The 23,743-nt window shown below is 58.7% G+C and carries 20 protein-coding genes; 9 read left to right on the top strand and 11 right to left on the bottom strand.

The genetic code is table 11. From position 1 onward, the window contains the following. Position 1 precedes the first annotated feature (1 nt). The 8 genes from ACVWSC_RS17650 (at position 2) to ACVWSC_RS17615 (ending at position 12,745) form a co-directional block, all read left to right on the top strand. Entirely contained in the window at positions 2-445 is a 444-nt protein-coding gene (locus ACVWSC_RS17650) for a hypothetical protein (protein ID WP_476461750.1), read from the top strand. Further along, on the top strand, positions 445-915 hold the full coding sequence (locus tag ACVWSC_RS17645; protein ID WP_442108171.1) for a hypothetical protein: 471 nt from the start codon (positions 445-447) through the stop codon (positions 913-915). Before ACVWSC_RS17650 ends, ACVWSC_RS17645 begins: the two co-directional genes overlap by 1 nt. A 2-nt stretch (positions 916-917) precedes the next feature. Further along, entirely contained in the window at positions 918-2,954 is a 2,037-nt protein-coding gene (locus ACVWSC_RS17640) for a hypothetical protein (RefSeq protein ID WP_442108169.1), read from the top strand. Beyond that, positions 2,951-4,879: a hypothetical protein gene (locus tag ACVWSC_RS17635; RefSeq protein WP_442108167.1), complete on the top strand. Its 1,929-nt coding sequence runs from the start codon at positions 2,951-2,953 to the stop codon at positions 4,877-4,879. The genes ACVWSC_RS17640 and ACVWSC_RS17635 overlap by 4 nt, the downstream gene beginning before the upstream one ends. Then, complete coding sequence (locus tag ACVWSC_RS17630; protein ID WP_442108165.1) at positions 4,879-7,434, top strand: hypothetical protein; 2,556 nt, start codon at positions 4,879-4,881, stop codon at positions 7,432-7,434. Before ACVWSC_RS17635 ends, ACVWSC_RS17630 begins: the two co-directional genes overlap by 1 nt. Before the next feature lie 620 nt (positions 7,435-8,054). Then, complete coding sequence (locus tag ACVWSC_RS17625; protein ID WP_442108163.1) at positions 8,055-10,253, top strand: SGNH/GDSL hydrolase family protein; 2,199 nt, start codon at positions 8,055-8,057, stop codon at positions 10,251-10,253. A gap of 69 nt (positions 10,254-10,322) precedes the next feature. Continuing rightward, positions 10,323-11,549, top strand: a complete 1,227-nt coding sequence (locus ACVWSC_RS17620; RefSeq protein WP_442114326.1) for an SGNH/GDSL hydrolase family protein — start codon at positions 10,323-10,325, stop codon at positions 11,547-11,549. A 605-nt stretch (positions 11,550-12,154) separates the two neighbouring features. Continuing rightward, positions 12,155-12,745, top strand: a complete 591-nt coding sequence (locus tag ACVWSC_RS17615; protein WP_442108161.1) for a hypothetical protein — start codon at positions 12,155-12,157, stop codon at positions 12,743-12,745. A gap of 117 nt (positions 12,746-12,862) precedes the next feature. Here the strand turns inward: ACVWSC_RS17615 and ACVWSC_RS17610 are convergent, their stop codons facing one another. The 3 genes from ACVWSC_RS17610 to ACVWSC_RS17600 form a co-directional block, all read right to left on the bottom strand. Continuing rightward, complete coding sequence (locus tag ACVWSC_RS17610; protein ID WP_442108159.1) at positions 12,863-13,588, bottom strand: DUF4377 domain-containing protein; 726 nt, start codon at positions 13,586-13,588, stop codon at positions 12,863-12,865. Positions 13,589-13,616: 28 nt separating this feature from the next. After that, positions 13,617-14,579: an IS30-like element ISPsme1 family transposase gene (locus tag ACVWSC_RS17605; protein WP_442107591.1), complete on the bottom strand. Its 963-nt coding sequence runs from the start codon at positions 14,577-14,579 to the stop codon at positions 13,617-13,619. 589 nt (positions 14,580-15,168) lie between these two features. After that, entirely contained in the window at positions 15,169-15,474 is a 306-nt protein-coding gene (locus ACVWSC_RS17600; protein ID WP_442108157.1) for a hypothetical protein, read from the bottom strand. A gap of 719 nt (positions 15,475-16,193) precedes the next feature. Here ACVWSC_RS17600 and ACVWSC_RS17595 point away from each other — a divergent pair. After that, positions 16,194-16,832, top strand: coding sequence for an MrpH family fimbial adhesin (locus ACVWSC_RS17595; protein WP_442108155.1), 639 nt, complete (start codon positions 16,194-16,196; stop codon positions 16,830-16,832). 151 nt (positions 16,833-16,983) lie between these two features. Here the strand turns inward: ACVWSC_RS17595 and ACVWSC_RS17590 are convergent, their stop codons facing one another. The 8 genes from ACVWSC_RS17590 to ACVWSC_RS17555 form a co-directional block, all read right to left on the bottom strand. Next, positions 16,984-17,517 (bottom strand): fimbrial protein, encoded by a 534-nt coding sequence (locus ACVWSC_RS17590; protein ID WP_442108153.1) that lies wholly within the window; start codon positions 17,515-17,517, stop codon positions 16,984-16,986. Positions 17,518-17,525: 8 nt separating this feature from the next. Then, positions 17,526-18,029, bottom strand: a complete 504-nt coding sequence (locus tag ACVWSC_RS17585; protein WP_442108151.1) for a fimbrial protein — start codon at positions 18,027-18,029, stop codon at positions 17,526-17,528. Then, positions 18,026-18,508, bottom strand: coding sequence for a fimbrial protein (locus ACVWSC_RS17580; protein ID WP_442108149.1), 483 nt, complete (start codon positions 18,506-18,508; stop codon positions 18,026-18,028). The genes ACVWSC_RS17585 and ACVWSC_RS17580 overlap by 4 nt, the downstream gene beginning before the upstream one ends. 10 nt (positions 18,509-18,518) lie before the next feature. After that, the gene (locus tag ACVWSC_RS17575) at positions 18,519-19,091 is read right to left on the bottom strand and encodes a fimbrial protein (protein ID WP_442108147.1); all 573 of its coding nucleotides are present in this window, start codon (positions 19,089-19,091) and stop codon (positions 18,519-18,521) included. A gap of 32 nt (positions 19,092-19,123) precedes the next feature. Next, positions 19,124-19,882: a fimbria/pilus periplasmic chaperone gene (locus tag ACVWSC_RS17570; RefSeq protein WP_442108145.1), complete on the bottom strand. Its 759-nt coding sequence runs from the start codon at positions 19,880-19,882 to the stop codon at positions 19,124-19,126. 22 nt (positions 19,883-19,904) lie between these two features. Continuing rightward, the gene (locus ACVWSC_RS17565) at positions 19,905-22,391 is read right to left on the bottom strand and encodes an outer membrane usher protein (RefSeq protein WP_442108143.1); all 2,487 of its coding nucleotides are present in this window, start codon (positions 22,389-22,391) and stop codon (positions 19,905-19,907) included. A 44-nt stretch (positions 22,392-22,435) separates the two neighbouring features. After that, positions 22,436-22,963, bottom strand: a complete 528-nt coding sequence (locus ACVWSC_RS17560) for a fimbrial protein (protein ID WP_442108141.1) — start codon at positions 22,961-22,963, stop codon at positions 22,436-22,438. Positions 22,964-23,037: 74 nt separating this feature from the next. Continuing rightward, positions 23,038-23,592 carry a fimbrial protein gene (locus ACVWSC_RS17555; RefSeq protein ID WP_442108139.1) on the bottom strand — a complete coding sequence of 185 codons (555 nt, stop codon included), beginning with the start codon at positions 23,590-23,592 and terminating at the stop codon, positions 23,038-23,040. Positions 23,593-23,743: the final 151 nt, after the last annotated feature.

Raw genomic sequence — 23,743 nt, 5'->3', positions numbered from 1 at the left:
GATGTTGCCGGTCGATGACCGGCTGATCGCCATGACGGTGGCGAACGCCCGCGTGCAGGACCGGCTTGAGTTCGAGTGTTTGCGCGGCCTGGCCGTTGAGCAGGAACTGCGCGACTCCGTGGCCAAGAGCGTCAACGCTAGGGCCTACGTCGTGGGCGGTCGGGTGGTGGCCATGTTCGGCGACATCAAGCATGACGACCGTATCGGCGTGCCGTGGCTGATCAGCACCACCGAGATCGCCAAGCACCGCCGCGCCTTCCTGGTCGAGTGCGACCGCGAGGTTGCCGCCATGCGCCAGCGCCATCAGGTGCTGATCAATTACACCGATGCCCGCTACGTAAAGGCCCTGCGCTGGTTGCGCTGGCTCGGTTTCCACATGCATGACGCCGTGCCCTATGGGGTCAACGGTGAGTTGTTCCATCCAATGACTTTGAGGGGACTGTAATGGGCGCAGCAGCACCAGTTCTTGGCCCGGCTGCGGCCGCGGGCGGCGGGATACTCAACGCATATTCCCAGATCCAACAGGGCAAGGACACCGTCAAGGCCGCCAAGCGCCAGCAGCGTTACCTGAATGACCAGGCGCGCGACACCATCAACCAGGGCGACTTTGCCGCCGACATGGCGAACGAGCAGGGGCGGCAGACGGCGGCCAGCCAGCGCACCGGCTTTGCGGGCAATGGTGTGGTGGTCGGCCAAGGATCGGCAGGTCGCATCGAGCAGGGCACCATCGATCTTGCCAAGCAGGACGCCGACCAGCTGCGCCGCAATGCCTTCAACCAGGCCATGGGGCTTGTCGACCAGGGGAATGAGGGCATCAAGCAGGCCAAGGCCGACTTCCGTACCCGCCGCCTCAACGGCTTCGGCTCGCTGCTCACCGGCGGCGGTCAGGCCTACAACATGTACAGCGGGGGTTGAGCATGGCCGCACGCATTCCGCAGTACCAGCGCCGTGTGGGGCCAGAGGTCACTGGTGCTCCGCGAGTTGCCCAGGCATCAGTCGATGCATCAGGCTTGGCGCGTGGCCTATCGAGTCTTGCCGGTGATTTGAACGCCGTGCACCAGCGCGAGGTTCAGGAGGCCGAGCAGACCTTTGCCATCGACACCGACAGCAAGGCGACTCAGCAGGCCAACGCTTTCACGTTCGCCCCTGAAACAGGGGTTATGGCCCAGAAGGGCGTCAACGCCTTGGGTATCACGCAGAACCGCTTGAAGGACTGGGATGCTTACGCCCAGGGCGTTTTGGATAATGCGAGCACGCCAAAACAGCGCCAGATCGCCGGCCGCATCCTGGCCAACCAGCGCAGCCAGCTCGAAAGCCGCTGGTCTTCGCATGAATTCCAACAGCAGCAGGTTTACAAGGATGGTGTCGACGCAGGCGCCATTGCCACTGCGCAGAACGATGCTGCGCTGAAGTTCAACGACCCGGCTGCCATCGACCAAGCGCGGATGAAGATCGACGGTATCCTTGATCTGCAGGGCCAGCGAAACGGTTGGTCTCCAGAGCTTCTTGCCGCGAACCGCCAGAAGGCCAGTAGCAGCATGTACACCGACATTCTGCGCCGGCAGGCGGCCCAAGACCCTTACAAGGCGCAGGCCGCGCTCAAGCAGTACCAACAATACCTGACGGCCGATGATCTGACTCAAATTGGAAGTTCCATCGACGGCAAGGTCGAGCGCCTACAGCAAAGGGCCGAGATGGCCCAACTGCGCGCAGAAGCCCGTGGGGATAGGGTGCTGGGCAAGATCAACGCTCAAATCGCCAGCGGCACCCCTGCAACAGACGATATGTGGTCGAACTGGGCGAACCAGGTAAGAGGAACGCCAGCTGCTGCTGAATTCAACGGCCTGCGCAAGCAGGAGGTGGCCACCCAACAGGTGCTACGCCAGCCAATCGATCAGCAGGCCGCGTACTTTGGAAAGCTTCAGGCCGACCTACAGAATAATGGGGGAACTGTCGCGCAGGCCAACAATCTCGCCCGGTTGGGCCGTGCCATTGATGCAAACGCGAAGATGATGGCCGAGGCCCCACTCGACTACTACCAGCAGCGCCTGGGCGCAGACATTGCACCTCTGGACCTCAACTCTGAAAACCTTGCAGAGATGTTGTCGGATCGAGTCACAGCTATCCAGGGCATGCGGAAGCAATTCGGGCCAACTGTAGCGCTGAAGCCGCTGCTTCCACAGGAAGCAAAGACCATATCGGCTCAACTGGAGAACATGAGCCCCGACCAGCAGTCGCAGCTGTTCGGCAAACTGCACGCCGCAATGGGCGATGATCAGGCCTACGTCGGCGCGATGCAGCAGATCGCGCCAGATTCGCCTGTGCGAGCTCTTACCGGCGTGCTGGCTGGTAAGCAGCGATCTTTGACCACAGGCACCCACTGGTTCCGTCCTGACGACGTGGTAAGTAGCGGTGACGTGGCAAAAACCTTGGCTCTGGGCGAGTCGATCTTGAACAAGTCCAAGTCCCAGAAGGGGCAAGATGGGACGGCCAAGTTTCCGATTCCTGAGCAAGGTGACTTCGAAACTGCTTTGAACAACAAGCTTGGGACTGTTTTCGCAGGACAGCCGCAGTCGTACGGCCTGGCAGCGCAGGCCGTGAAGTCATACTACACCGGCGCAGCAGCCGAGGCAGGAGATGTCTCAGGCAAGCTCAATAACAGCCTGATGGATAAAGCCATCAAGGCGACCGTTGGCGAGGTTGTTGACTACAACGGCACGAAAACTCTCGCGCCATGGGGGATGCCCTCCGACACCTTCAAGAACGCCGCTCAGCAAGCGCTGGTTCAGACGATGAAGGCCCAGGGCATGAGCGATCAGGATCTGGCAACGGCCAGCGCGCTGACCCTGCGCCAGGCCCGTGACGGCGTCTACTACGTCATGCAGGGTAACCAGTACAAGTACGGTGCCGATGGAAAACCGCTGATGATCAACGTGAATGGGGGTGGCCAGTGAGCTTTGTCACCGACCTCGCGTTCAACGATCAACTGGCCCTGGAGCAGGATGCACTGGCCAATCCTGCCTTGACCCCGCCAGAGCCGAAGTTCTGGGATGGCTCTGGTACCGCCCTATTCAGCGGTATCGCTCAGGGCGCCATCCAGTTGGCCCTGCAGGCCGCCCAGTACGGCAACGACCCAGACCAAGCCATCCTTTTCGACGTGCCAACCGACGAGGAAGAGATCGCCCGACGCAACGCCATCGGCCAGCAACGCCTGTCGGTGACGGAGCGCCTGCGCCCGGATGCCCAAACCAACGGTACAGCCGCACAGATAATGTTCGGCTTGGGCGACGTTGGTACTAGATTCGCGTTCGGCGCTGCTTCTGGCGGCCTGCCGGTTGCTGCTGGCGGCGTAGGCCTGTCCATGGGCGAGCAACGTTTCAGTGAGCTGCGAGGTGAGGGCGTAGACCCGAAGACCGCAGCGCTTGCTGGTGCGATCGAGGGCACCACCCTGGCAGCTGGAGCATTCCTGCCAGCAGCGCGCCTACTGGCCCAGCCAGTTGCAGACCTTGCCGCAACTGCCGGCGCCAACGTTGCGCTCGGCGCTGTCGCGCGCGGCGGGGTTGGCCAGGTGCTGGAGAGCAACGGCTACACCCAGCAGGCCCAGCAGTACCGGGCTCTGGATGCCCAGGCCATGGCGATCGACGGCCTGCTCGGTGGCGCGTTCTGGGGGCTGGGCCGGGCAATGTCGGGCGCTCCATCAGCATCGCCTGAAACTGTCGACGCCGCGCTGGCCGGAAACAATGGGCTGCATGCCCAGCACGGCACGGCACCTGGTACACCGGTCAACGCTCGGTCAAGCGCTGCACACCAGAATGCCCTCGATGTGGCGCTCGAGCAGATGAGCCGAGGCGAGCCGGTCAACGTCACCGGGCTCATGGACGATACCGCTTTCATCCGCTCTAACCGCGTTGGTCCAGAGAAAGCAGTGGTGCGCGACCAGGCGCAGCAAGAGGTATTTGCTCAAGCCCGTGCCGACCTTGAGCCGGTTGCGGCGACAGGACTGCCCAATATCCGCGACATCCGTGCCGAGGTGACTGGTCTGCGGCGTAACCTGGACGAACTGGACCAGGCGCATGAGGCCGCCGGCAACACCTATCGCCTGGCGGCCAAGGAGTTTCAGCAGCAGCGCATGAGCCGCAAGCAGGCCGAGCGCGCGGCCCGGGAAAGCATTGCTCAGCAGCGGCAGGCCATTGATGAGCAGCGGTCGTCCACTCAGGCGCGCATCGATGAGCTGAACCAGCAGTTGGAAGGCAACCGCGCCGCCGAACGTGCACGGTCTGAGCTGGCGGCTATGGATCGCGGTGAAACCCCAGCACGCCTGCAATCGCAGGTTGACCAGCGCGCCGAGCAGATCGGCAGCGCCTTCAAACGCTCCGCTCTGGCCAGCAGCGTGGCGCCGGACCACGGCATGGCCATGAACCGTCTGGCGGTCGAGGACATCCAGCGCATGCTGCGCGAGAGCGGCCAGCTGATAGAGGAGCCAGCAGCACCGGCAGCGCCTCGCACGCCAGAGGCTGATGCCGCTCCCACAGCCGCAGCCCCGAAACTCCGGGCCCCAGAGGTGCAAGGGCAGGGCGAATCTGCTGGCGCCGCTCCCGCAGGCCCTGAAACACCAGCGGCTGAATCCGTAACAGCTGTCACCCAGGGTGCAGATGCGGTTGCCGGTATCGACCCAGCGTTGCCGGCGCTGCTAGACGCGGTAGCCGCAGGAGAACGAGACCTGCAGGTGCCGACCGGTGCCATCAACGAGGACGGCACGCCCGTCACCGTCTCTGCCCGCGAGCTCCTGGCCGAGGCTGATGCAGAGATCGCTCAGGCTGCCAACGATTCCAAAGGCTTCCTTGCTGCCGCGCTGTGCGCGCTGAGGTTCGGTAACTGATGAAGCAGCAATGCATCCAAGCGGTACAGCAGGCAATTGGCCGTGCACTCACTCAAGACCAGATCAAGGACATTGAGGCCCGCATCAGTCGCAATATGCGCCAGTTGGCGCAATCCGACCCAGCCACTTGGCAGACCAAGACCGCGTCCGACCGGCTGACTGAGGCCGCCAGCGCCGCAGCCAAGGAACTGCAGGCTGAGGCCGCCAAGAAGAAACAGCGGGTTGCGTTGACCATCCTCGCGCACGATCGCGTGCAGAACGTTATGGCGCAGTTCCCGGGCGATCCCCTCAAAGGTCTGGACCGTCTACTGGCCTTCGCCTCGGACTACCCCGGCATCATGTCGGTCGAATCGGCCAGCCGAGCCATCCGCGATGAGGCCATGTCCACCATGCTCGACGCCATTGAGATGACGCGTGGCAAGTTCCTTGGCTTGTTCGCTGACGAGGCCAAAGCCCGCGCCCTGGTGCAGGAGCTGCACGGCCAGGACAGTGGTGTGCCCGAGGCCAAGGTAGGGGCCAAGCAGTTCGCCGATGTGGCCAACCGCCTGCGCGAGCGCTTCAACCGGGCCGGTGGGGATGTGGGTTACCTCGATGACTGGGCTATCCCGCGCAGCCACAGCCAAATGAAGGTGGCCAGGAACAAGGACGCGTGGATTGCAGATCACATCCAGTGGGCGAACCGATCGAAGTACTTCAAGGCCGATGGCACCAGGATGAACGACGCCGAGCTGGTTGACTTCTTCACCAACGCCTGGGAGACGGTGGCCACCGGTGGTGTGAACAAGCTGGAACCGGGGCGGGCCATGGGCAACGGCGCCCGCGCCAACCGTGGTAGCGAGTCGCGCCAGATCCATTACCGCGATGCCGACGCCTACCTGGCGGCTCAGGCCAAGTACGGTGACAAAGGCCTGATGGACCTGATGTTCGGGCACATCGACCGAGCCGCCCGTGACATCGCGCTGATCGAGGCAATGGGGCCAAACCCCAACCACGCCATGCGGTACCACACCGAGACGGCCGCCAAGCAGATGACTCAGGCCAAGCCCGAGGCAAAGACCAAGATCGATAAGCGCGTGAAGCGCCTGGAGCAGCTCTATACCGAGGTGGCCGGTACTCGGGAGCCACCGGCATCGGCCGCGCTGGCCAACGCCTTCGACACCTACCGCGCCACCAACGTGGCGGGCAAGCTGGGTTCGGCGGTGATCACCGGCCTCAGCGACCAGGGCACACTGGCGCTGGTAGCCAAGATGAACGGCATGCCCGTAATGAAGGTGCTGGGCAACGAGCTGCGCATGCTCAACCCGGCCAACGCCAGCCACCGGCGCCTGGCCATGCGCGCCGGCCTTGGCATCGATCAATTGATCGGCAGCCTGGCGCGCTGGGGGGAGGAAGGGCTTGGCACCGATGCCGAGATAGCAGGCCGCGCTGCCAAGTGGTCGCAAGCTGCCGCCACCAAGGTAATGCAGCTCTCCGGCATGAACGCCATCGACGCAGGCAACCGCCGGGCCTTCGGCGCCACCATGATGGACGTTACCGGCGACCTTACGCGCCGGTTCGACTCCCTCAAGTCGCTGGAAGAGGGCGACCGCAAGCTGATGCTGCAGCGCGGCATCACTGATCAAGATTGGTCAGTATGGCGCCTGGCCCAGCCGGAAGACTGGCGCGGCGCCGGCGACCAGGTGCTGACCCCGGGCAGCATCTACCGCATTGCAGATGCCGACCTGACACCACTGGCGAAGCAGGCGGGGGTTTCGCCTACTCGCTTGCGGGAGCAGGCTGCCACCCGACTGCTGGGGATGGTGCTGGACGAAACCAACATGGCAATCCCAGCGCCAGGCGCCCGCGAACGTGCCTTCATGCACGGTAACAACCAGCGCGGCACATGGATGGGCGAGTTCGCCCGCAGCTTCTGGCAGTTCAAGTCGTTCCCGATCTCGATGATTTCGAAGCACTGGCGGCGCGCCATGGCCCAGCAGACCGGGTGGGGCAAGGCGGGATATGCCGCTGCGCTGTTCGCCACGGCCACGGTGCTGGGCGCAATAGCCACCCAGGTCAATGAAATTGCCTCGGGCCGTGATCCCAAGAACATGCTGGACGATGAGCTGGGCGGCGTTCCGGGTCTGCGCTTCGGCCTAGCCTCAATGCTCAAGGGCGGCGCGCTGTCGCTGTACGGAGACTTCCTGTTCTCGAACACCACTCAGGGCGGTACTTCTGCGCTTGCAGCGATTGGTGGCCCGTTGGCCGGCGACGTCGAGACGCTGCTGAATCTGCGAGGGGTTACTGCCGACGCTGCTTTGGGCGAGCGCGATCCTGACATCATCGGTGCCCGCCTGATCCAGTTGGGCAAAGGGCACCTGCCCGGCGCGAACCTTTGGTACACCAAGGCTGCCACCGATCACATGATCTTCCACCAGCTGCAGGAGTACTTCTCGCCTGGGTACCTGAACCGCATGCAGCGCCGAGCGCAGCGAGAGTTCGGGCAAAGCTACTGGTGGGAGCCTGGAGAGTCGGCACCGGCCAGGGCGCCAGACCTTGGTGCGGCTACTGGGAAGTAGGTGGATGGTCTTTGACTGGAAGGTTGAGGCGTATGCCTTTGCAGCGGGGATAGTTGGCGCAGCCGTAGAACGGATTCCCCTTGTGCTTTCCCCGACTGGCGACGCGGCGAATCATGCGGCTCCCACAGAGCAAACACAGGCCTGCCGCATCCCAAGTCTCTTTGGGTGGAACCACTGGTTTGGGAGATGGCTTCTCGCTTCTAAGCAGATAGATGGCAAAAATTGCCACCGGTATCAGCAAGACAAGCCAGGCGCCGATTGATCCGAACCCATTACGGCCGCCCCGTCCTCCAAAGCTTCGACCGCCAGATCGACCGCCCCCACCTCGGCCGCGTGCCAATGCTGGACCCGCCAATAGCAGCAATGGCAAAGCGATTAACGACCGTCTCGAAATAGTGTGCTTGGCCAAGGCGACTCTCCCTGTCACCTGAACAGGGTTTGTACACATTGAATGGCAAAAAATCAAAACCCCCGGACGCTCGCAACGTGTCGGGGGTTTTTGTTCCCACCCCATGCATAGCTCCATGAGGAAGACGTAGATGCAGTTTACCTAACTCAACTGATCGACCCAAGAGAGCCCCGCTATGTGCGGGGCTTTTGCATTTCTGGAGCACAGAAAATTGACTGTATCGACCACTGACAGCGTTGAAACGTACGTATCCGGCGGCCCGGCGTTCTCGATACCGTACCGGTTCCTGAACGACTCCGACATTCAAGCCGTGCTGGTGAAACAGGACGGCACCTCGGAAACACTGGTACTGGGCACCCAATACACGCTGGTGGGCGCCGGAAGCCAGAGCGGAGGCACACTCACGTCATCCTACGCATCAGGCTTCCTGGCCACGCCTGGCGCGTCGCTAACTATTTCGAGGGTGATGAGTCCGGTCCAACCAACAGATCTGCGAAATCAGGGTCGATTCCTGGCGGAGACGCACGAGACGGTTTTTGATCGCCTTACCATGCTGATTCAGCAGAGCTTTTCCATCCTAAAAAGGGCTTTGCTGCGACCTGTTGGAAAGAACTACTACGACGCCGAGGGGCGCCGAATTGCCAATGTCGCCAATCCTTCTGAGCAACAGGACGCTGTAACCAAGCAGCACATGGAGGTTTACGTTGGTACCTTGATCGGCGCCGGTACCGGTCCAATCAACCTGGCGTCCAATGTCCTTTATGTCGGGCCCGATGGCATCACCCGTACAGTACAAGACATGTCGGGTGTCGGATCCGTCACCAGCGGTGCAGGCCTTATTGGTTATGGCGATGCCAACGCATATGCACCTAACACTATCGGCGGGAAGGTAAAGGCGATCGATGCAGAGCTAGACGCAACCACGCTGTCGCTTCAGGGGCAGATTGATACGCTCAAGCTCACTACCAACAAGCCCGCCATCATCAGCAACAGCGCGTCTGCTATAGCCAAGAACGTGACAGTGGCGGGTGACTCGATCAGTCATGGTGCGTTCGCCCTGAACATCTTTATGCACGCCTGGGTTCGAGTCTTCCATCGCATGGTCAACGCTGACCTTCTTGCCTCGAACTACGGGTTTGCCAACTGGGCAACGCTTGGCTCCCCTGGGCCAACTACGTCAACCGAGATTCACAACGTTTCGTTTAGTGGCTCTTGGGGCGGAATCGACGTAACCACTGTCGAGGCGTCGTATTCTCCAATCGGTTCTGCTCTTCGTTCTCCTGGTGTAGGCGGAACCATGACGTTCGGCGTTCCGTTCTTTCAGAATCTGGGCGAGATCCACTACCTTCAGCAGCCAGGCGGCGGCACATTCACAATCACCGTTAACGGTGTGCTGGTGGCCACCGTCAACGCCAACGGTTCGCTTGCTCATGCTGTGTCTACGTTCAACCTGGCCGACGCTGGCTACGGTAGCGTGACAATTGTTGTTGAGCAGACCGTTGCCGGGATCGTCGATATCATCGGTCCAGCCTACAACTCGCCAGGCGGCGCACCGGTATTCAACAACTACTCCCAGTCCGGTCGCCGCGCTCGCTATATGAGCGAGTACATCATCGGCAAGCTGATGGCCGAATCTTCGACCTATGTGTTTGCACTAGGTCATAACGACCAAGGGTCAGCGGATTCGGATAACACCTATTTTGCTGCCTTCGTACAAGTGATCAACTGGCACATCCAGTACGCCAAGCAATACAACGTGAAGGTTGTGGTACCAGATTTCTGCTGGACCGCACCAGAGAACAGCCGGGCGCGGGCTGAACTGCAGCGCCTGGCCAAGGAAACAGGCGGGATTTACATCAACCTGCCGAAGATGATCTTCTCGGGCGATGTCCCGATCTCTACCACTTACCTGATCGACGTCCTGAAAATGTGGACTGATGGTAGCCACCCGAACAAGGACGGTCACAAGTGGATTGCCGAGACCATAGCTCGCGCAATGGGTCTTTCCTGCACCAGCAAACGTGACGCCATGCGTCTGCACGATTTCTGGATGCCTCTTCCACTGCTAGGGGCCACAGGCGTCGAGAACGGTAACTTGGTCTCTGCGTCGTTGTCATCCGCGTATAAGCGCAATGGAAACGAGGTTAGCGTTAAGTTATTCGTAGAAAACGCGCCGTCTGGTGCATTCCCAGTTGGAGCGTACAATCTCACAGCAGCGTTCAATGCGAAATCAGAGCTAAATCTTGCACAAGGGACAAATGGTGTCGGGTACATGCGGAACGATACCGGGGCGGTAATCAGCGGGTACTCGATCACTTCTGGCGGTGCTCTGACTCTTAATGTGTACACCGCCTTCGTTAATGACCAGATCTTCAGCTTCGCTTCACCCATTGCGCCAGGGACCCTTTGACGGGGCTTTCATGGACTGCATCGTGGATGCTATGAGATATTTGCGCTGATCGTAGTAGCCGTGGACGCCATGAAAAGGATTTTAGTTTTAACCCTTCTGATTCTCTGGTCGCCCGCCTGGGCAGATTCCATTGGCTCTGTGAGCATGCCGCTCGCGCAGAGGAGCGTGAGTTTCTTCGGAGACTCAATCAGCCATGGAGCGTTCGCAATCGATTCGCGAAAAAATCTGTGGGTGAGAGTGCTCCAAGCTCGAATCAGCCCAACTGGTGGTTACGGGTTTGTGCCGCTTACTTCTGTTGGGGATGGGGACAGACTCACCACAGACATTGCCAGCCTCCGATGGGCTGGGGAATGGGTTACCAATCCTGCCGACTCAATAAGTTCCTCTGCATCGCCTTCAGGCTACTCAACCAGATCCCAATCTAAAGGGGCTGGCATATCCATCACCATACCGAAGGATTACCCGGTAGCTCAGATCCATTGGATTCAAAGCCCCATTGGTGGAAAGCTTCGCGTCTATGCAGATGGCAAAGTCGTTGGCGAGGTTGAAACAAATGGGCCGCTTGAGTGGAAGAGTAAGCAGTTCAGCCTCGGAGTTTCGTCCGGTCCAACTCGAACAATTTACCTGGAGGCAATGGATGTCAGCCCTGTTGATCTGGTGGGGCTTGAATACCTTGGCTTCAGAGTCGGACCAGTAGTCAGCAACTACTCGCAATCCGGTCGCGCTCTAGTGAACGTCAGTCTTAACACGATCAACCAGGTTGTGGCTGAGTCATCCGTGCTGATTATGGCGCTTGGACATAATGATCAGAAGCATGCGGACAGTGACGATCAGTACTTTGGACGGTTTCGACAGAGAATCAGGTGGCTCATAACAAGCGCCAAGGCTAACGACGTGCGAGTGGTTGTTCCTGATTTCTGCTGGACAACTCCTGAAAGCAGCCGGACGAGACAGGAGCTCAGAAGGCTTGCTGCCGAGACTGGAGGAACTTACATCAACCTACCTGCAAAACTCTCGGCCAATGGCCAACCAGTGACTGCTGACCGACTCATCAACGAACTGGGCATGTGGTGGGATCCTTCTCACCCGAATATTGCTGGTCACCGCTGGGTGGCCGAGGTAATAGGGGCCAGCCTGGGCCCCGTTATTGGTCAGAACCTGCTTCACCCACTGGACGGATCTCTTGTCCAGAATCTGCCTTTCAACGCGAGAGAACTAGAGGGTGTATGGGCATCAACACCAACGCCAGCGAGGGACAATCCTGGGACACCGGATGTCCCAAATGGTTATGAATAGCCATGAACGGAAATGAAGGAAATTCGAGTGTTTCCGTGGGGTTGAAGCTGTAGCCAGCCAAAACATTGGGTCGGCGAACGGATTGCAAATCCGTCTACGCCGGTTCGATTCCGACCTCGGCCTCCATTATTGAAAGCCCCGCAGATTACGGTCTGCGGGGTTTTTCGTTATAGGCTGGAAAAAGCAGGAGTTCCGAAACTTTTAGGGTAGAGTTCCGAAGTTTCAGCCTTTAATACGCCGATCCTGTTGTCCGAGTTTTCGGCACATTCCACATGCCACGTTCGTACCCATGATGTTGGGCTGACCACTTCTCACGAGGTCGTGCTGCCATCAACTGACGTTACGAGGCAGCAAACACCATGGACTCCCATAACGTGCACTCTACTTGCCAAACCATCGAGTCACTGCACACACGGCTGGATGCCTTGCTCCAGAGCCTTACCGCAGCGTTGTGCCCTGCAGTACAGCGACAACCACGACGGTGGCGACGCGCCGCCGGAGAAGCGGGCGGCGAATCTGGGGGCTCAGCAACACTTCTGCGGTCACTTCTCCTGCTCTCTACACTGCTTTCCACGGCTGCGACTGCCAGCGAAATGGTCGACCCGATGTCCTGCCGCAACGGTGCATTCCCTTCCGAACAAAGCGATTTCGCCTTGGCCAAGGTGGTCGGTACACCGCGCTTGTTTCTACTCGGCGATATGGATGGCTGCCCGGCAAAGGGTGAACCTATCTGCCGCAAGCGCAGTTACGTGATCAGCGGCGATACGGTGCTAACTGGCCGCGACCTAGGTCGCTACCGTTGTGCGTTTTTCCCGAACAAGGGGGGCGGCAGTGCGGGCTGGGTCGACAAGACCCACCTACAGCCGCTGCCGTTGGCAACACCAACGCTGAAGGACTGGGCTGGCGATTGGCACAACGGCGACAACAACCTGCGCATCCGCGCGCGTGGCGACCAGCTGTATGTTCAGGGTAATGCCTACTGGCCGTCTGCCAATCCTGCAGATTGGCCTTCCACGCACCTGGGCGAGATCGAGGCCTCGGCCGCACCGAAGGATGCCACCATTACCTTCCGCGACGACATTTGCCACATGGAAGTGCATTGGTTGGGCGATGCTCTGGTCGTGTCCGACAACGCCGAATGCGGCGGCATGAACGTGCGCTTCAACGGCGTGTACCAGCGCGCAGCGAAGCGCTGAGCCAGGCTCGGGCTGGGTTTACCAGCCGGCCAAGTGATGTAGCGGTGCGAACGGGAATGTCGTCGTTGAAGCTGTTGTGTGGCAGGACGGTAGGTGCCGGCCTGCCTTGAACTGCGGTTACTTGCTCTTGGCCGACGCGTCCTGCTCGACCACCAGGTCCAGGACATAGACTTGCGACGAGGCGTCGGCGGGTGGGTTCTTCCATTCGTACTGCTTCACTCTCAGCACGGTGCGCACGCCGTCTTGGTGCTCGTAGCCGTCGATGGACTGGTACAGGGAATGCCAGGCATCCGTGGTCGGCAGTTGCAGGCCGGCGTCGTCATAACGGCGCTCGCGCACTTGCAGACACTGGTAGTTTGGGATCAGCGGATGACCGCATTTGACCTTCTTGGCGGCCACTTCCAGGAACTTGATCTCGCCTTTGCTGCCGTAGCGCGTCTCCGGGGTGGCTTCGCCCTGGAACTTCAGCACTGAGCCGTCTTGGGTGATCAGATGGAGCATTGGCTCCGGGGTATCGCTGGTGATGGTGGTGCGAAGGTCTCCCTTGAGGAGGCGCCCGACCTGAGCATCCAGATCCATCAGGCGCTTGTCGCAGGCCATCAAGGTCGAGGCCAGTGGCTGCACTTTCAATACGCCGTCCTGATAGCTGTAGCCGCCGAACTGGCGGTTGCAGCCACCGCTGATATTCAGGTTCTGGTCGACGAAGCTCAAGCGCAGCTTGCGCTCGATGCCGTTGGCCAGAGCGGCGATGGGGCTGCCCGATGCATCGTTGGCCGATACCAGGTTCCAGTTGTAGGCCGATAGCTCAGTCTGGGCTACGGCAGACGTAGCAATGGCAGGCATGGAAGGCGATCCTTCATTGGACCTGAATTCAACACATAAGTGCAACGCTCGCCCCTGCATAAACTTCGTACGGCGTCTTCCAGCCCAGGCGTTTTCGCGGGCGTAAATTGATCTTCGTTACCACGCGACTGACCGCCTCGACGGTCAGCTTGCTGAAGTCGCCGCCCTTGGGAAAATACTGCCGGAGCAGGCCGTTGGTATTTTCATTAGTGCCTCGCTGCCAGGATGAATAGGGTTCTGCAAAAAAGACTTGGCACTGGCTCCGATGCGCAATGCGTTCATGCCCGGCAAACTCCTTCCCGTTATCCAGCGTCAGCGTGTGAACAGCATGCCCCTTGAGCAACAGATTGATCGCCCGCGTTACCTGCCGGCGCGTCCTGCGCTTGACCGGATAGGCGCTCAGGTAGCCGCTTTTACGATCAACCAGCGTGACCAGATTGCCGCCTACGCCATGCACCGTGTCACCCTCCCAATCACCTAGACGCTCGCGGGCTTCGACCTCAGCAGGGCGCTCGGTTATCGATACGCGATTACGCAACTGTCCGCGCCGGTCGTGGCTTCCGTAGCGTTTTCGGTACAGCTTCCTGCGGTGCCGCAAATACTTGTATAACTCGCCACCTGCGTGTTTGTCGGTGGCGATAAACCGATAAATCCACTCGTGACTGACCGCGCGCTCCGGCTGCTCTTGCTTCAGGCGCTGAGCAATCTGCTCCGGGCTCATACCGTGTTTTAGCCAGAGCGGCAGATAATGGCTGAACCACGTTAATGGCTTGCAGTGCTTGCGCGCCTGCGCTCGACGGGCATCACTTTCATGGGTCGCAGCAACCGCTTTGTAGGTCTTCTGGGAGCTGTTGCGGCGAACCTCACGACTGATCGTCGAGGGATGTACGCCAACCTGTTTCGCGATGCTTGCCTGGCTTTTTCCGGCGCTCAGACCGGCCTCAATCTGGTAACGTTGGCCCTGAGTCAGCTGCCGGTAATGCGTAGTCATCTGCGCTTGAATCCTTCGGTGTGAGAGCCTGGATTCTACCGGTGGCTGACTCTCTGCCTATCGTTTCAAACGTTGCACTTATTCTATGAATTCAGGGGAAGTGGAAGCCGGGGTGCAGGCCTGGAGCAGGGCAGCACAGACGGCAACGAGGAGAATGTTCTGTTTCATATTTCGCTCTTTCAGCCTTGATAAATAGGGCGACATCCTATGAAGACAGGATGCACGCGCCAGTAAACCGGGGTATCGAGGCCGCTTCAGGAGTGTTCCATTACGTGGATCATGCCGAGCTCGTTGGCCGAGTCATGCGACCTCTGCCGTTTACCGATGGCAATCGGACAGCATCGGCCTCATTCGGTTTCATAGATCGGGTGCCCCTGGAGTGTTGCAAAATTTTACACAGCAGGCCGCTAGCCACCTGGATGGGTGAAAGTGTGTGACAAGCGGGCGGCGATTTGATGGGGGTTAAAACAACCACCTGCAAGCAGGCCGATGGTGGCCTGCTGCAATAACGTTCAGGAGGGGTGAGAGCAATAGTGTTCTTTCTGGTTTTTACAGGTGTTTGGGTTGCTGCTCTCTTTAAATAGCTTTGTTATTTTTCAGATGCACTTCGGCAGCTCTCGCAGCGCCATCCTTTATATTGCTCGGATTTTTCAAGGGCTGTAACCAGTTCACGACCACCTATGATGTTTTGGCAGTTGTTATGTTTTTCATTTGGTTTTTTCATACCCTCGCATTTTTTTTGCAGGAAGGGGCTTACCACCGCCTGTTGCTTTGACGAAAGCGCTCTGAACCCCTTGTCGACGGCTAGCTGGGCGTAGCTTAATACGCTCGGTTTTTCACCTTGAAATGCGTTCTGCGCGATAAGGGCTGAGAAAATCTCTCGCTCGATAGTCATTCGTTAATCCTTTATTCAACTAACAAATTTGCTCATGTTTTTTCTTTTGCTGAGCAATGCGAAAGCATACGTTAGCATTGGGTGGGATTTTAATGAACTGGGTTTCCATCCAGCTATAAAAAGCAAAGTGGCTGGTTTTGGGTCAGTAAATGTTGGTTTCTTGGTGTTTAGGATATTTCAAGGGGTCTTTGTCACAATTTATTTCTTGTTTGGTAGGGTGGATAAGTTTCGCTTTGTACTTTGATGGGGCGGCGAGCGAAATTTCCTGTGCTTCGCGATAATTTTAAGCGTGACGATACTCTTTGCGAGCTTCTGTTTTGTATAGGCATAGAATTCGATTCGGATTGAAAATCCGTTTGCGCCGATTCGATTCCGGTCTGCTAGTCCTGGACACTGCCTCAGGTTTTCCTTCGACCCCGCAGGGCTTCAGGAGAGTATCTGGCGGTTTAGGAAAATTCCTACAGTCGCTACGGTAGATTCCTAGGTAATAAGTGCTATTCGTCGCATACCATTCCTGCTCAATTGTGTTAGCAGGACTGAATGTGTTGAACAGGTATAGAACCAACCGCGCAGTACTTTTGTTTCTTCTCTGCTTAGTAACTAATGTTGCGCACGCCATTTCCATCAAGTCTACTCGAAGTGTCTATGAGTCGGACGGCATTCGCTATTACTTTACGGTTACTAATTGGGGGCTAAACGGCGTCAAGGTCTGTGATGATATGACGGCCACCACATGTAACCTGAGAATAGCTGGGGCGCAAAGCCCTGGTGACCCTGCGTATATGGTGGATAGTAAGTATTTTTGGCCAGTAAAGCCAAGCTCTTCCATGTCGGAGGTGCTCAGACAAATGAAGGGCTTTTCAATCCCTTTCGAAGGTAGCTTGTTTGTTCCCAAGTACACAACGGTCAGCAATAGGTTCTGTATCACCTTTGCTCAAGGGTACAGTTATCCTGGGATGGGAGGTATGGTAGTTCCTGTTGGCCCCTGTGCCCCTGTTATAAAACCCGTTCTGAAATGCGAAGTCGCTGGAGACACGACAATCAATCATCGCAATGTCAGTGATGCAGCCATTGATGGCAATGAAGCCGGCGCCACGCTTCAGCTAACGTGCACGGGTACAACTAAAGTGATCGTCTCCGCAGGCAGAGAGAGTTTCGCGGGTATTAATCTCAGGGCGGACGGAAGCTTGTACTCCAAACTCACCATCGGAGATAAATCTGCGGCAATTGGGGTTTCAGTCAACGTAAACGATGGATTGCCTACCCCAGTGACCATCAAATCTACGCTGTACACCAAGGGAACCGTTGAGCCAGGTGCATTCTCCGGATCTACTGTGGTGACAATCTCTCCTCCTTAGGCTTTGTACGAAAAGTTTTGTGGGAGCCGCACCGCCGCTCCCACAGTTTTCGTACAGACTTGGCGCATCGAAGGGTTTTACCTGCGCTGGCACTGCGGCCGTTCTTGGCCAGCCACCCCTGGCAGCGACTTTTAGTCGATCGACAGCACGTTCACTCGTAACTCAAGGCAAAGGTCAGGGAGGCGTCAAATTCGCCCTCTCCGAGGGTGCGATTGGCGAGTACCTCGGCATTGCCTTGCAGATAGGCATTGAAGTTGAGCACGTTGTAGCCACTGGTCATTTCGCCCAGGGCGTGGGACTTGTTCAACGGCAAGGCCGTTCCGCTGGCCGTCTCCAGCCCAACCATTAGCCCTTGCACGGTGGCGCTTTGCAGCACTAGCAGCCCCGGTGGTTCGCTGCTTTCGTTACCGCTGAAGGTGATGCTGACCATGTGCTTGCCGACGTCCAGGTCACAGTTGTTCAAGCGCACCTCGATTGGGCGGCCCTTGGTTCTGCCGTTGAGGTAAAGCTCCTTGTTTATCACGCGTTCGAAGTCCAGTTTGATCGACTGATCTCTCTCATCCAGCACGCAAGGCTCATTCACCAGGGTGCCGGAAAAGTAGAGGTTGTCTTCTGCTGCCTGTGCCGCCGGCAACCACAGGCCAGCGGTGATCAAGGCGCTCAGGGTCAAGGTGTACTTGCCCATAGATACTCCTAGTAGAGTTCGGCCATCAGTAGCGCCGAAGCGGTAAAGTCGGTGCTGGGCAATGCCGCACCGGCAAGCTTCACCGGTACAGCTTCCAGTACCGGCGGTGTCGATGCGTTGACATCGATCTCTCTGGGCTGATTGGGAATCAGTGCTGTACCACCGAGCAGTACCTTGATGCCCAGGTCATTCACCGAGGTCTCCAGCGCAGCAGGTTCGAAATGGGTTTCGGCGCCCTTGAGGGTCAGGCGCATATGCCAGGTGGTGCCAGCACCAGCTGCCCCCGGGCACTCGATCTGGTAGGGAATCGCTTGGCGGTAGCGCTCGCCATCGATGCGGTTGACGGCGATATTGCGCTCAAAGCGCACGTCAATACGCCGACCCTTGTCGCTGACGGTGCAGCCTGGTGATGCCAGCAGGTTGCCCGTGAACTGCAGGTTGTCGGCGCCCACACACGGCAGTGACAGGGCGGTGATCGACAGTGCTGCCAATGTGTTGTTAAAAACGTTCATCGTACGTCCACCACCAGGGTTGCGCTGGCATTTAAGCTGCCAGCTTGAACCTCACTGTTCTCGCGTTTGACCAGGACAGCTTGCAGCATGGGCTGTTTGCGGGTGTCGAAGTCAGCCCAGGTATTGAGTGCAAGCGGTGCACCGTCTTTTTTCAGGGCGATGCCGAGGTTGTCATAACCGCGCACCACCAGCAGCTGCGGATCGAAAGCTGCATTGCCGCGCACCTGCATCCTCAGTTCATTGGTCGCCGCGCGGCTGCAATCGAGCGTGTATTCCAGGGTGATGGTTTTGTAAGCGCCATCGATGCGGGCGGTCTGCACATCGCCAAAGGGAGCGCTAATGGGCGCGTTTCTGTTGATCACGCAGGGTATCGCGGCATAGACGACCCCTTCGATCGTCAATACATGCGGCTCGGCGGCTTCGTTCGAAGATGCACCAGCAAGCAACATTGCCAGCAGTGCAGTACGTGCAACAGTCATTGTGCAAGTCTCAGTCATACACCAGATTCACATTGAGGCTGGCGTGGAAGGCGCCTGGGCGCAAAGGGGCTGCTGTGCGTTCGGGGCGAATGTAATAGGTCAGTTGGTTGTTACCAGGCGTGACGAACCACGCCGGGGCGATACGGCCCAAACGTACGTCATTGCCCTGCACATCGAGCAGGCGCAGGCCGAACCCTTCGGCGCCCATCACCTTGATCAGCTCGGGCGTATCGGCATCGGCAACGGCCCTGAAGGCCAGCGCCGCCACCGGTTCGATGGCGCTCCAGACCAGGGTGCCGTGCTGTTCATCCTGGCGGCCGCCATTGCTGCGTATACAACCCCGCAGTTTGAGGTGCAGGGCCACAGGCGTGCCCTGATCACCGAGGTGCACCAGGCGGGCGGTACTCAAGTCACCCAGCGACAAGGCCTGATAGGCGGAGCTGGGGTCCAGGTAGCAGGCGCTTTCTAGTAAGGTGCCGGTGACCTGGAATTCGGCTGACTGCACAGTACTGTCGACGGCGTGGGTCAACACGCTAGCACTGCAGAGCCAGGCAGCAAGACAGATACGGAGTCCAGGCTTCATGGTGTGCCCTCGCTGGAATAGGTTTGCGGGTGTCAGCGTTTGCTGGCGACGGGGCTGGCGGTGCAGTTGCCTGCAGTGCAGCTGAACTGCAGTTGCGGGCGACCACCGTAGTCGTTGACATAGGTGAGCACCGGCGTGTCGCCCAGTGCCTTGCTGCTTACGCCAAGGTCGAGCTGGCCCTTTGGGGCGATCATCAGCGGTGTGAAACCGGTGGCACTGGCGGCCTTGAGGTTGGGTGTGGCATCGATCAAGGTGATGTAGTAGGGCGTCGGGTTGTTCACCAGATAGCGGTCGTTCTGACGGCTCAGGGTCAGCTTTTCTTGCCAGGGGGCTTCGTTGAAACCGGTTTTCGGGGCGATCGATGCAGGCCGATAGAACAGCTTCACCCGCGTTTGCAGGGCAATTTGCAAGGTGTTGGGTTGATCACTGCGGGGCGGAATCTCGCGCAGGTTGAAATAGAACAGCGATTCGCGGTCTTGGGGCAGCAGACCCAGCTCAGGCAGCCCCTGGATTTTCACCTGGCTGTTGGCCCCGGCTTCCAGGCGCTGGATAGGGGGCACCACCGCCAGCGGGCTGGTGATTTTCTCGGCCTGCTCGTTCTCGATCCAGGCCTGTGCCAGGTAGGGCAACTGGGCGTTCTGGTTGCTGACGTTAAGGCTCACTGATTTCTCGCTACCGGTAAAAATTACCCGTGTGCGGTCCAGTGACACCGCGGCCAGGCTGGTTTGCGTGGCGCACGTGCTGAACAGGGCGAGCAGAGTCAGGGCGTTGCGTTTGAAGCTGGTGTTCATAGGGGTACCTGGTGCAAATAGATTAGGCGGAGTCGTCTGCGGCGCCGGCGGGTTGGCACAGCAGCTCCAGTTGTCGATCGGGCGATACCACCTGATTGGGCAGGGTGAAATGGCAGCGCGCGCTGCCGTCCCAATGCAGCGACATGGTTTCGCCCGGCTTCATGCCGCTTAGGTAAGTCGATCCTTCTTCGCCGACAATCCCGGTTTCCTGGCCGCGATTGTTCTGGGCGCTGGCGCCAAAGGGCGGCGCGTGGTGGTTGGCCATGCGAATGATGACCATGGCCTTGTGGCCGGCGATTACATCGAAACGGCGGTAGCCAATTGCGCCCTCGGTCAGGGTCGCCTGGGTAATGGACTGGGTGGCTTCGACATCGTCGGCCAGATCGTCCAGCACGATGTTGGCCTGGTTGCGGTAGTAGCTGTTGACGTCGGTAACCACCGCCTTGCCGAAACGGTTGGTTCGGGTGATCCCGCCGTTGCCACGTACCGGAACGTCGGCAACGCCCTGGGTATCGACCAGCAGTCGGGTGCCGCCCATGACGTTGCTGCGGTGCAGGGCCGCGCCTTGGCCCGTGAGGGTGGCGCCACCTTGCACGGACAGCCCGGCCGAGCTGTACTCACCGGCCTGGTAGCTGGCGCTGGCCACCACCTGGGCCTGATCCCCGTCATGGGACAGGAAGCCGCTGGCGATTGCGCCGCTGGAGGATTTGCCGGCGCTGAGCATGTAGTGGTTACGCTCATCGATACGGTCGTAGTAACTCAGGCTATGGGAGGTGTCGCCGCGGTTGACCGACGAGCTGTAGCTGAACGAGCTCGTGCTGTCCCAGGGAATGTTCAGCGATAGATAGGCGCCGTCATCGGAGGTGCCGTTGCCCTTGTTCTGGTACGCGGTCAGCGACAGGCTGAGGTTCTTCAGGCCACCGACATCGAAATACCGCGACAATGACAGGCTGTAGCGATCGCTCGCCTGGCTGTTCCAGTAAGTCTGGTGGTTGTAGTTGAAGTACACGCTGAGCGCTGAATCGCGAAACTGTTTACTCAGCGTCGCGGTGTACAGCTCCTTGCTCTGGTTCAACGGCTGGCTGCCACGCCGGGCTTCGAGGAACTCGTTCATGCTCAGGTAATTCTCCTCGGAAAACCGGTAGCCGGCGAAGGTGATCTGGCTGTCGTATTCGTCGAAGCGCTTGGAATAGCTGGCACGGTAAGACTTGCCGCTCAAGGTGTCGCGCTCAGGCAGCGTCGCGCGTGACTGGGTGACGTCGACCGACAGCGCACCGAACGCCATCAGGTCGCGGCCCACGCCCACGGCCAGGGAGCTGTAGTCCTTGGCGCCCAGGCTACCGCCATACAGCGACCAGCCGTTGCTCACACCCCAGGAAAACTCTCCTGTGGCGAACGCCGGGCCATCGAGCTCATGCTCCCAGTCGGAAGGTTTACCAGTGGCCAACTTGTAACGCACCGTGCCCGGACGGGTGAGGTAGGGGATGCTGGCGGTGTCCATCTGGAATTCCTGGACGCTGCCGTCCTGTTCTTCGATGCGAACGTCAAGCTGGCCGGAGACTGCATCGTTGAGGTCCTGGATACGAAAAGCGCCTGGCGGTACCTGAGTGTCATAGAGCACCCGGCCTTGTTGGCGAATGACCACCCGTGCGTTGGTCCGCGCCACACCGCTGACTTCGGGGGCATAGCCCCTGAGGTTGGGGGGGAGCATATTGTCGTTGCTGCTCAGATTGACGCCGGTGTAGCGAAAACTGCCGAACAGGTTGGAGTCCAGATAATCTTCACCGACGATCAGGTTCGAGCGTAGCGACGGCACGGCGCGCAGCGCGTAGAAGCGGCTCCAGGCGAACTCGTTGTGTGATGGCTGGTCGGCACTGCGTTGCATCTGGGTCTGCCAGTCGCCGCGCAAGCGCCAGGCACCCAGGTTGATCCCGGCGGTACCGTTACCGCTGAGGTTGTCGCTGCGACCCTTGCCCCGTTTGTGCTCAGTGGTCTGGGCATTGAGGCTGTAATCGAACAACACCCCGGAAATACCTTCATCCCAACGAGAAGGTGGGTCCCAGTTTGCCGCGGTGTATTCCAGCTGGTCCTGGGGAATGCTCACGTACAGCGCCGAATTGCTCAGGTTGCCGCGGGCCTGCATGCCGGGAACGCTGACAAGGTCCAGGCAGGCGCCATCGTGCCACCAGGTCAGCGACTTGATGACGTGTTCTTTCAGGCCCAGTTCATTTACCAATGCCGGTGAAAGACAGGCAGTGCTGCTTTTCGGATCGTTTTCGGCTGGCAGATAGTCGACGGTAAACTCCGTCAACGTGTCGCGGTTCACGTGCACCAACAGGCTGTATTGGCCGGGCATGATGAAGTTAGCCGAAGCAAACACCCCAAGATCAAGGTTCTCGCGATCCTTGAGGTCGAGTACATCGGTGTTGAATTGGAATTCTTCGGCTGCACTTGCGCACGACGCGGCACAGCACAGTGCCGTGGTGGCAAGTACCTTACGGTGATCCACGTGACTAAGTCCTTGAGCGAAACTGCGTACTAAATGTTTGCAGCTCAGAAGTGCTGAATAGTTAGCTTGATAGTGGTGCGGTAATCGCCTGCTTGCAGCGTGCGCCCGTTACCGACGAGCGTCAGCGAGTAGTTGAGCATCGCGCTGTCGGCGGACGATAAGCTGTGTTCAAGTAACATTCCGGGCGATATCAACTTTCCCTGGTCATCATGTATTTGCAGTGCAATACCTTTCGCCGCACCCTGAACAGCGAAGTACTTACCATAAGGTTGGCCTTCGAAGGTCAGTTTGAAATGTTGGGAAGCATCACGCTTGTCATGACTTCCAGAGGTAATGCAATCGCTGATATAGATAGCCAAGGATTGTTTGGGTGATTCATCGCCGTTTCGTAAGCCACTAACTGCCAGGGGTTTGAACGCAATCGTCTGTCTGTTACTACCGACACGGATTGCACAGGCGCTGTCGACAATACTCCCGGTCATTTGGACGCGCCCCTCGAGCAAATCGCTGGCATAGACTGGCGCGCCCAAGGTGCACAGGGGCAGTAGTAGCAGTGCGGTTGAGCGAATCATTTAAACCTCCGCAGGCGCCCCCGCAGTACGCAGCCAGTGCGCACTGCGGTTCACCTCAGTGACGAATGTTTCCGTTACTGATAAGCGAGGGTGAAGTTGGCGAACGTCTCGAAGTCGCCTGGTACGATTTCGGCCGCTTGCGCTTCGCCGCCACCGCCTGGGGTAACCATGTCACCCTGCAGGTAGGCTTTGAACTCAAGGTTGGGGTCACCATCGAACAGGGTCTGCGCAGGCGAAGCACTGCCCAGCTTGATCAGCTCGCCGGTGTGGTTGGCGATGGCCAGGCTGGCGCCTTGGGCAGTACCTTTGATTGCCAGCAGGTCAGGGTTGGACGCCGGCGAGCCGGTGAAGGTTGCAGTGGCGGATTTGAGGGCGCCAAGCTCACAACCGCGCAGTTCGATCTTGAAGGTTTTCGGGCGGGATTTGCCGCCGTTTTTCAGGGCGACGTTGGATATTTCATCCATCATGACGGTTTGATATGCCGATTCGTGAGCGATCGAGCACGGCGCATCGATAATTGCGCCCTTGAAGGTAATCACACCGTGTCCCTGATCTTTGGCAAAACTGACAGCCGAAGTTGCTGCCAGGGAAACTGCCATGATTGCACCAGCCAACGTACTAACTTTCATTTAATACTCCTAGATTGATATTGAAGTCCTTGAAGGGCGTTCAATGGAATGCGCTTGCTGCTCTGGTATCTGCGTACCCTTGAGCTGGAGTAAGTCTAGGAGTGGAGGGGGAAGAAGTGAGTAGGACGTTGCCGATGCTGGCCTAGGAAAT

It is taken from the genome of Pseudomonas sp. NUPR-002 (genome assembly GCF_056322725.1).
Note: the sequence above shows the minus strand (reverse complement) of the source record. Positions and strands in the feature narration are given on the sequence as shown.

What these genes read in the sequence shown, in the direction of transcription:
- ACVWSC_RS17650 (WP_476461750.1), top strand. Translation starts at nt 2, where the DNA reads ATGTTGCCGGTCGATGACCGGCTGATCGCCATGACGGTGGCGAACGCC.
- ACVWSC_RS17645 (WP_442108171.1), top strand. Translation starts at nt 445, where the DNA reads ATGGGCGCAGCAGCACCAGTTCTTGGCCCGGCTGCGGCCGCGGGCGGC.
- ACVWSC_RS17640 (WP_442108169.1), top strand. Translation starts at nt 918, where the DNA reads ATGGCCGCACGCATTCCGCAGTACCAGCGCCGTGTGGGGCCAGAGGTC.
- ACVWSC_RS17630 (WP_442108165.1), top strand. Translation starts at nt 4,879, where the DNA reads ATGAAGCAGCAATGCATCCAAGCGGTACAGCAGGCAATTGGCCGTGCA.
- ACVWSC_RS17620 (WP_442114326.1), top strand. Translation starts at nt 10,323, where the DNA reads ATGAAAAGGATTTTAGTTTTAACCCTTCTGATTCTCTGGTCGCCCGCC.
- ACVWSC_RS17615 (WP_442108161.1), top strand. Translation starts at nt 12,155, where the DNA reads ATGTCCTGCCGCAACGGTGCATTCCCTTCCGAACAAAGCGATTTCGCC.
- ACVWSC_RS17610 (WP_442108159.1), bottom strand. Translation starts at nt 13,588, where the DNA reads ATGCCTGCCATTGCTACGTCTGCCGTAGCCCAGACTGAGCTATCGGCC.
- ACVWSC_RS17605 (WP_442107591.1), bottom strand. Translation starts at nt 14,579, where the DNA reads ATGACTACGCATTACCGGCAGCTGACTCAGGGCCAACGTTACCAGATT.
- ACVWSC_RS17600 (WP_442108157.1), bottom strand. Translation starts at nt 15,474, where the DNA reads ATGACTATCGAGCGAGAGATTTTCTCAGCCCTTATCGCGCAGAACGCA.
- ACVWSC_RS17595 (WP_442108155.1), top strand. Translation starts at nt 16,194, where the DNA reads ATGACGGCCACCACATGTAACCTGAGAATAGCTGGGGCGCAAAGCCCT.
- ACVWSC_RS17590 (WP_442108153.1), bottom strand. Translation starts at nt 17,517, where the DNA reads ATGGGCAAGTACACCTTGACCCTGAGCGCCTTGATCACCGCTGGCCTG.
- ACVWSC_RS17585 (WP_442108151.1), bottom strand. Translation starts at nt 18,029, where the DNA reads ATGAACGTTTTTAACAACACATTGGCAGCACTGTCGATCACCGCCCTG.
- ACVWSC_RS17580 (WP_442108149.1), bottom strand. Translation starts at nt 18,508, where the DNA reads ATGACTGTTGCACGTACTGCACTGCTGGCAATGTTGCTTGCTGGTGCA.
- ACVWSC_RS17575 (WP_442108147.1), bottom strand. Translation starts at nt 19,091, where the DNA reads ATGAAGCCTGGACTCCGTATCTGTCTTGCTGCCTGGCTCTGCAGTGCT.
- ACVWSC_RS17570 (WP_442108145.1), bottom strand. Translation starts at nt 19,882, where the DNA reads ATGAACACCAGCTTCAAACGCAACGCCCTGACTCTGCTCGCCCTGTTC.
- ACVWSC_RS17560 (WP_442108141.1), bottom strand. Translation starts at nt 22,963, where the DNA reads ATGATTCGCTCAACCGCACTGCTACTACTGCCCCTGTGCACCTTGGGC.
- ACVWSC_RS17555 (WP_442108139.1), bottom strand. Translation starts at nt 23,592, where the DNA reads ATGAAAGTTAGTACGTTGGCTGGTGCAATCATGGCAGTTTCCCTGGCA.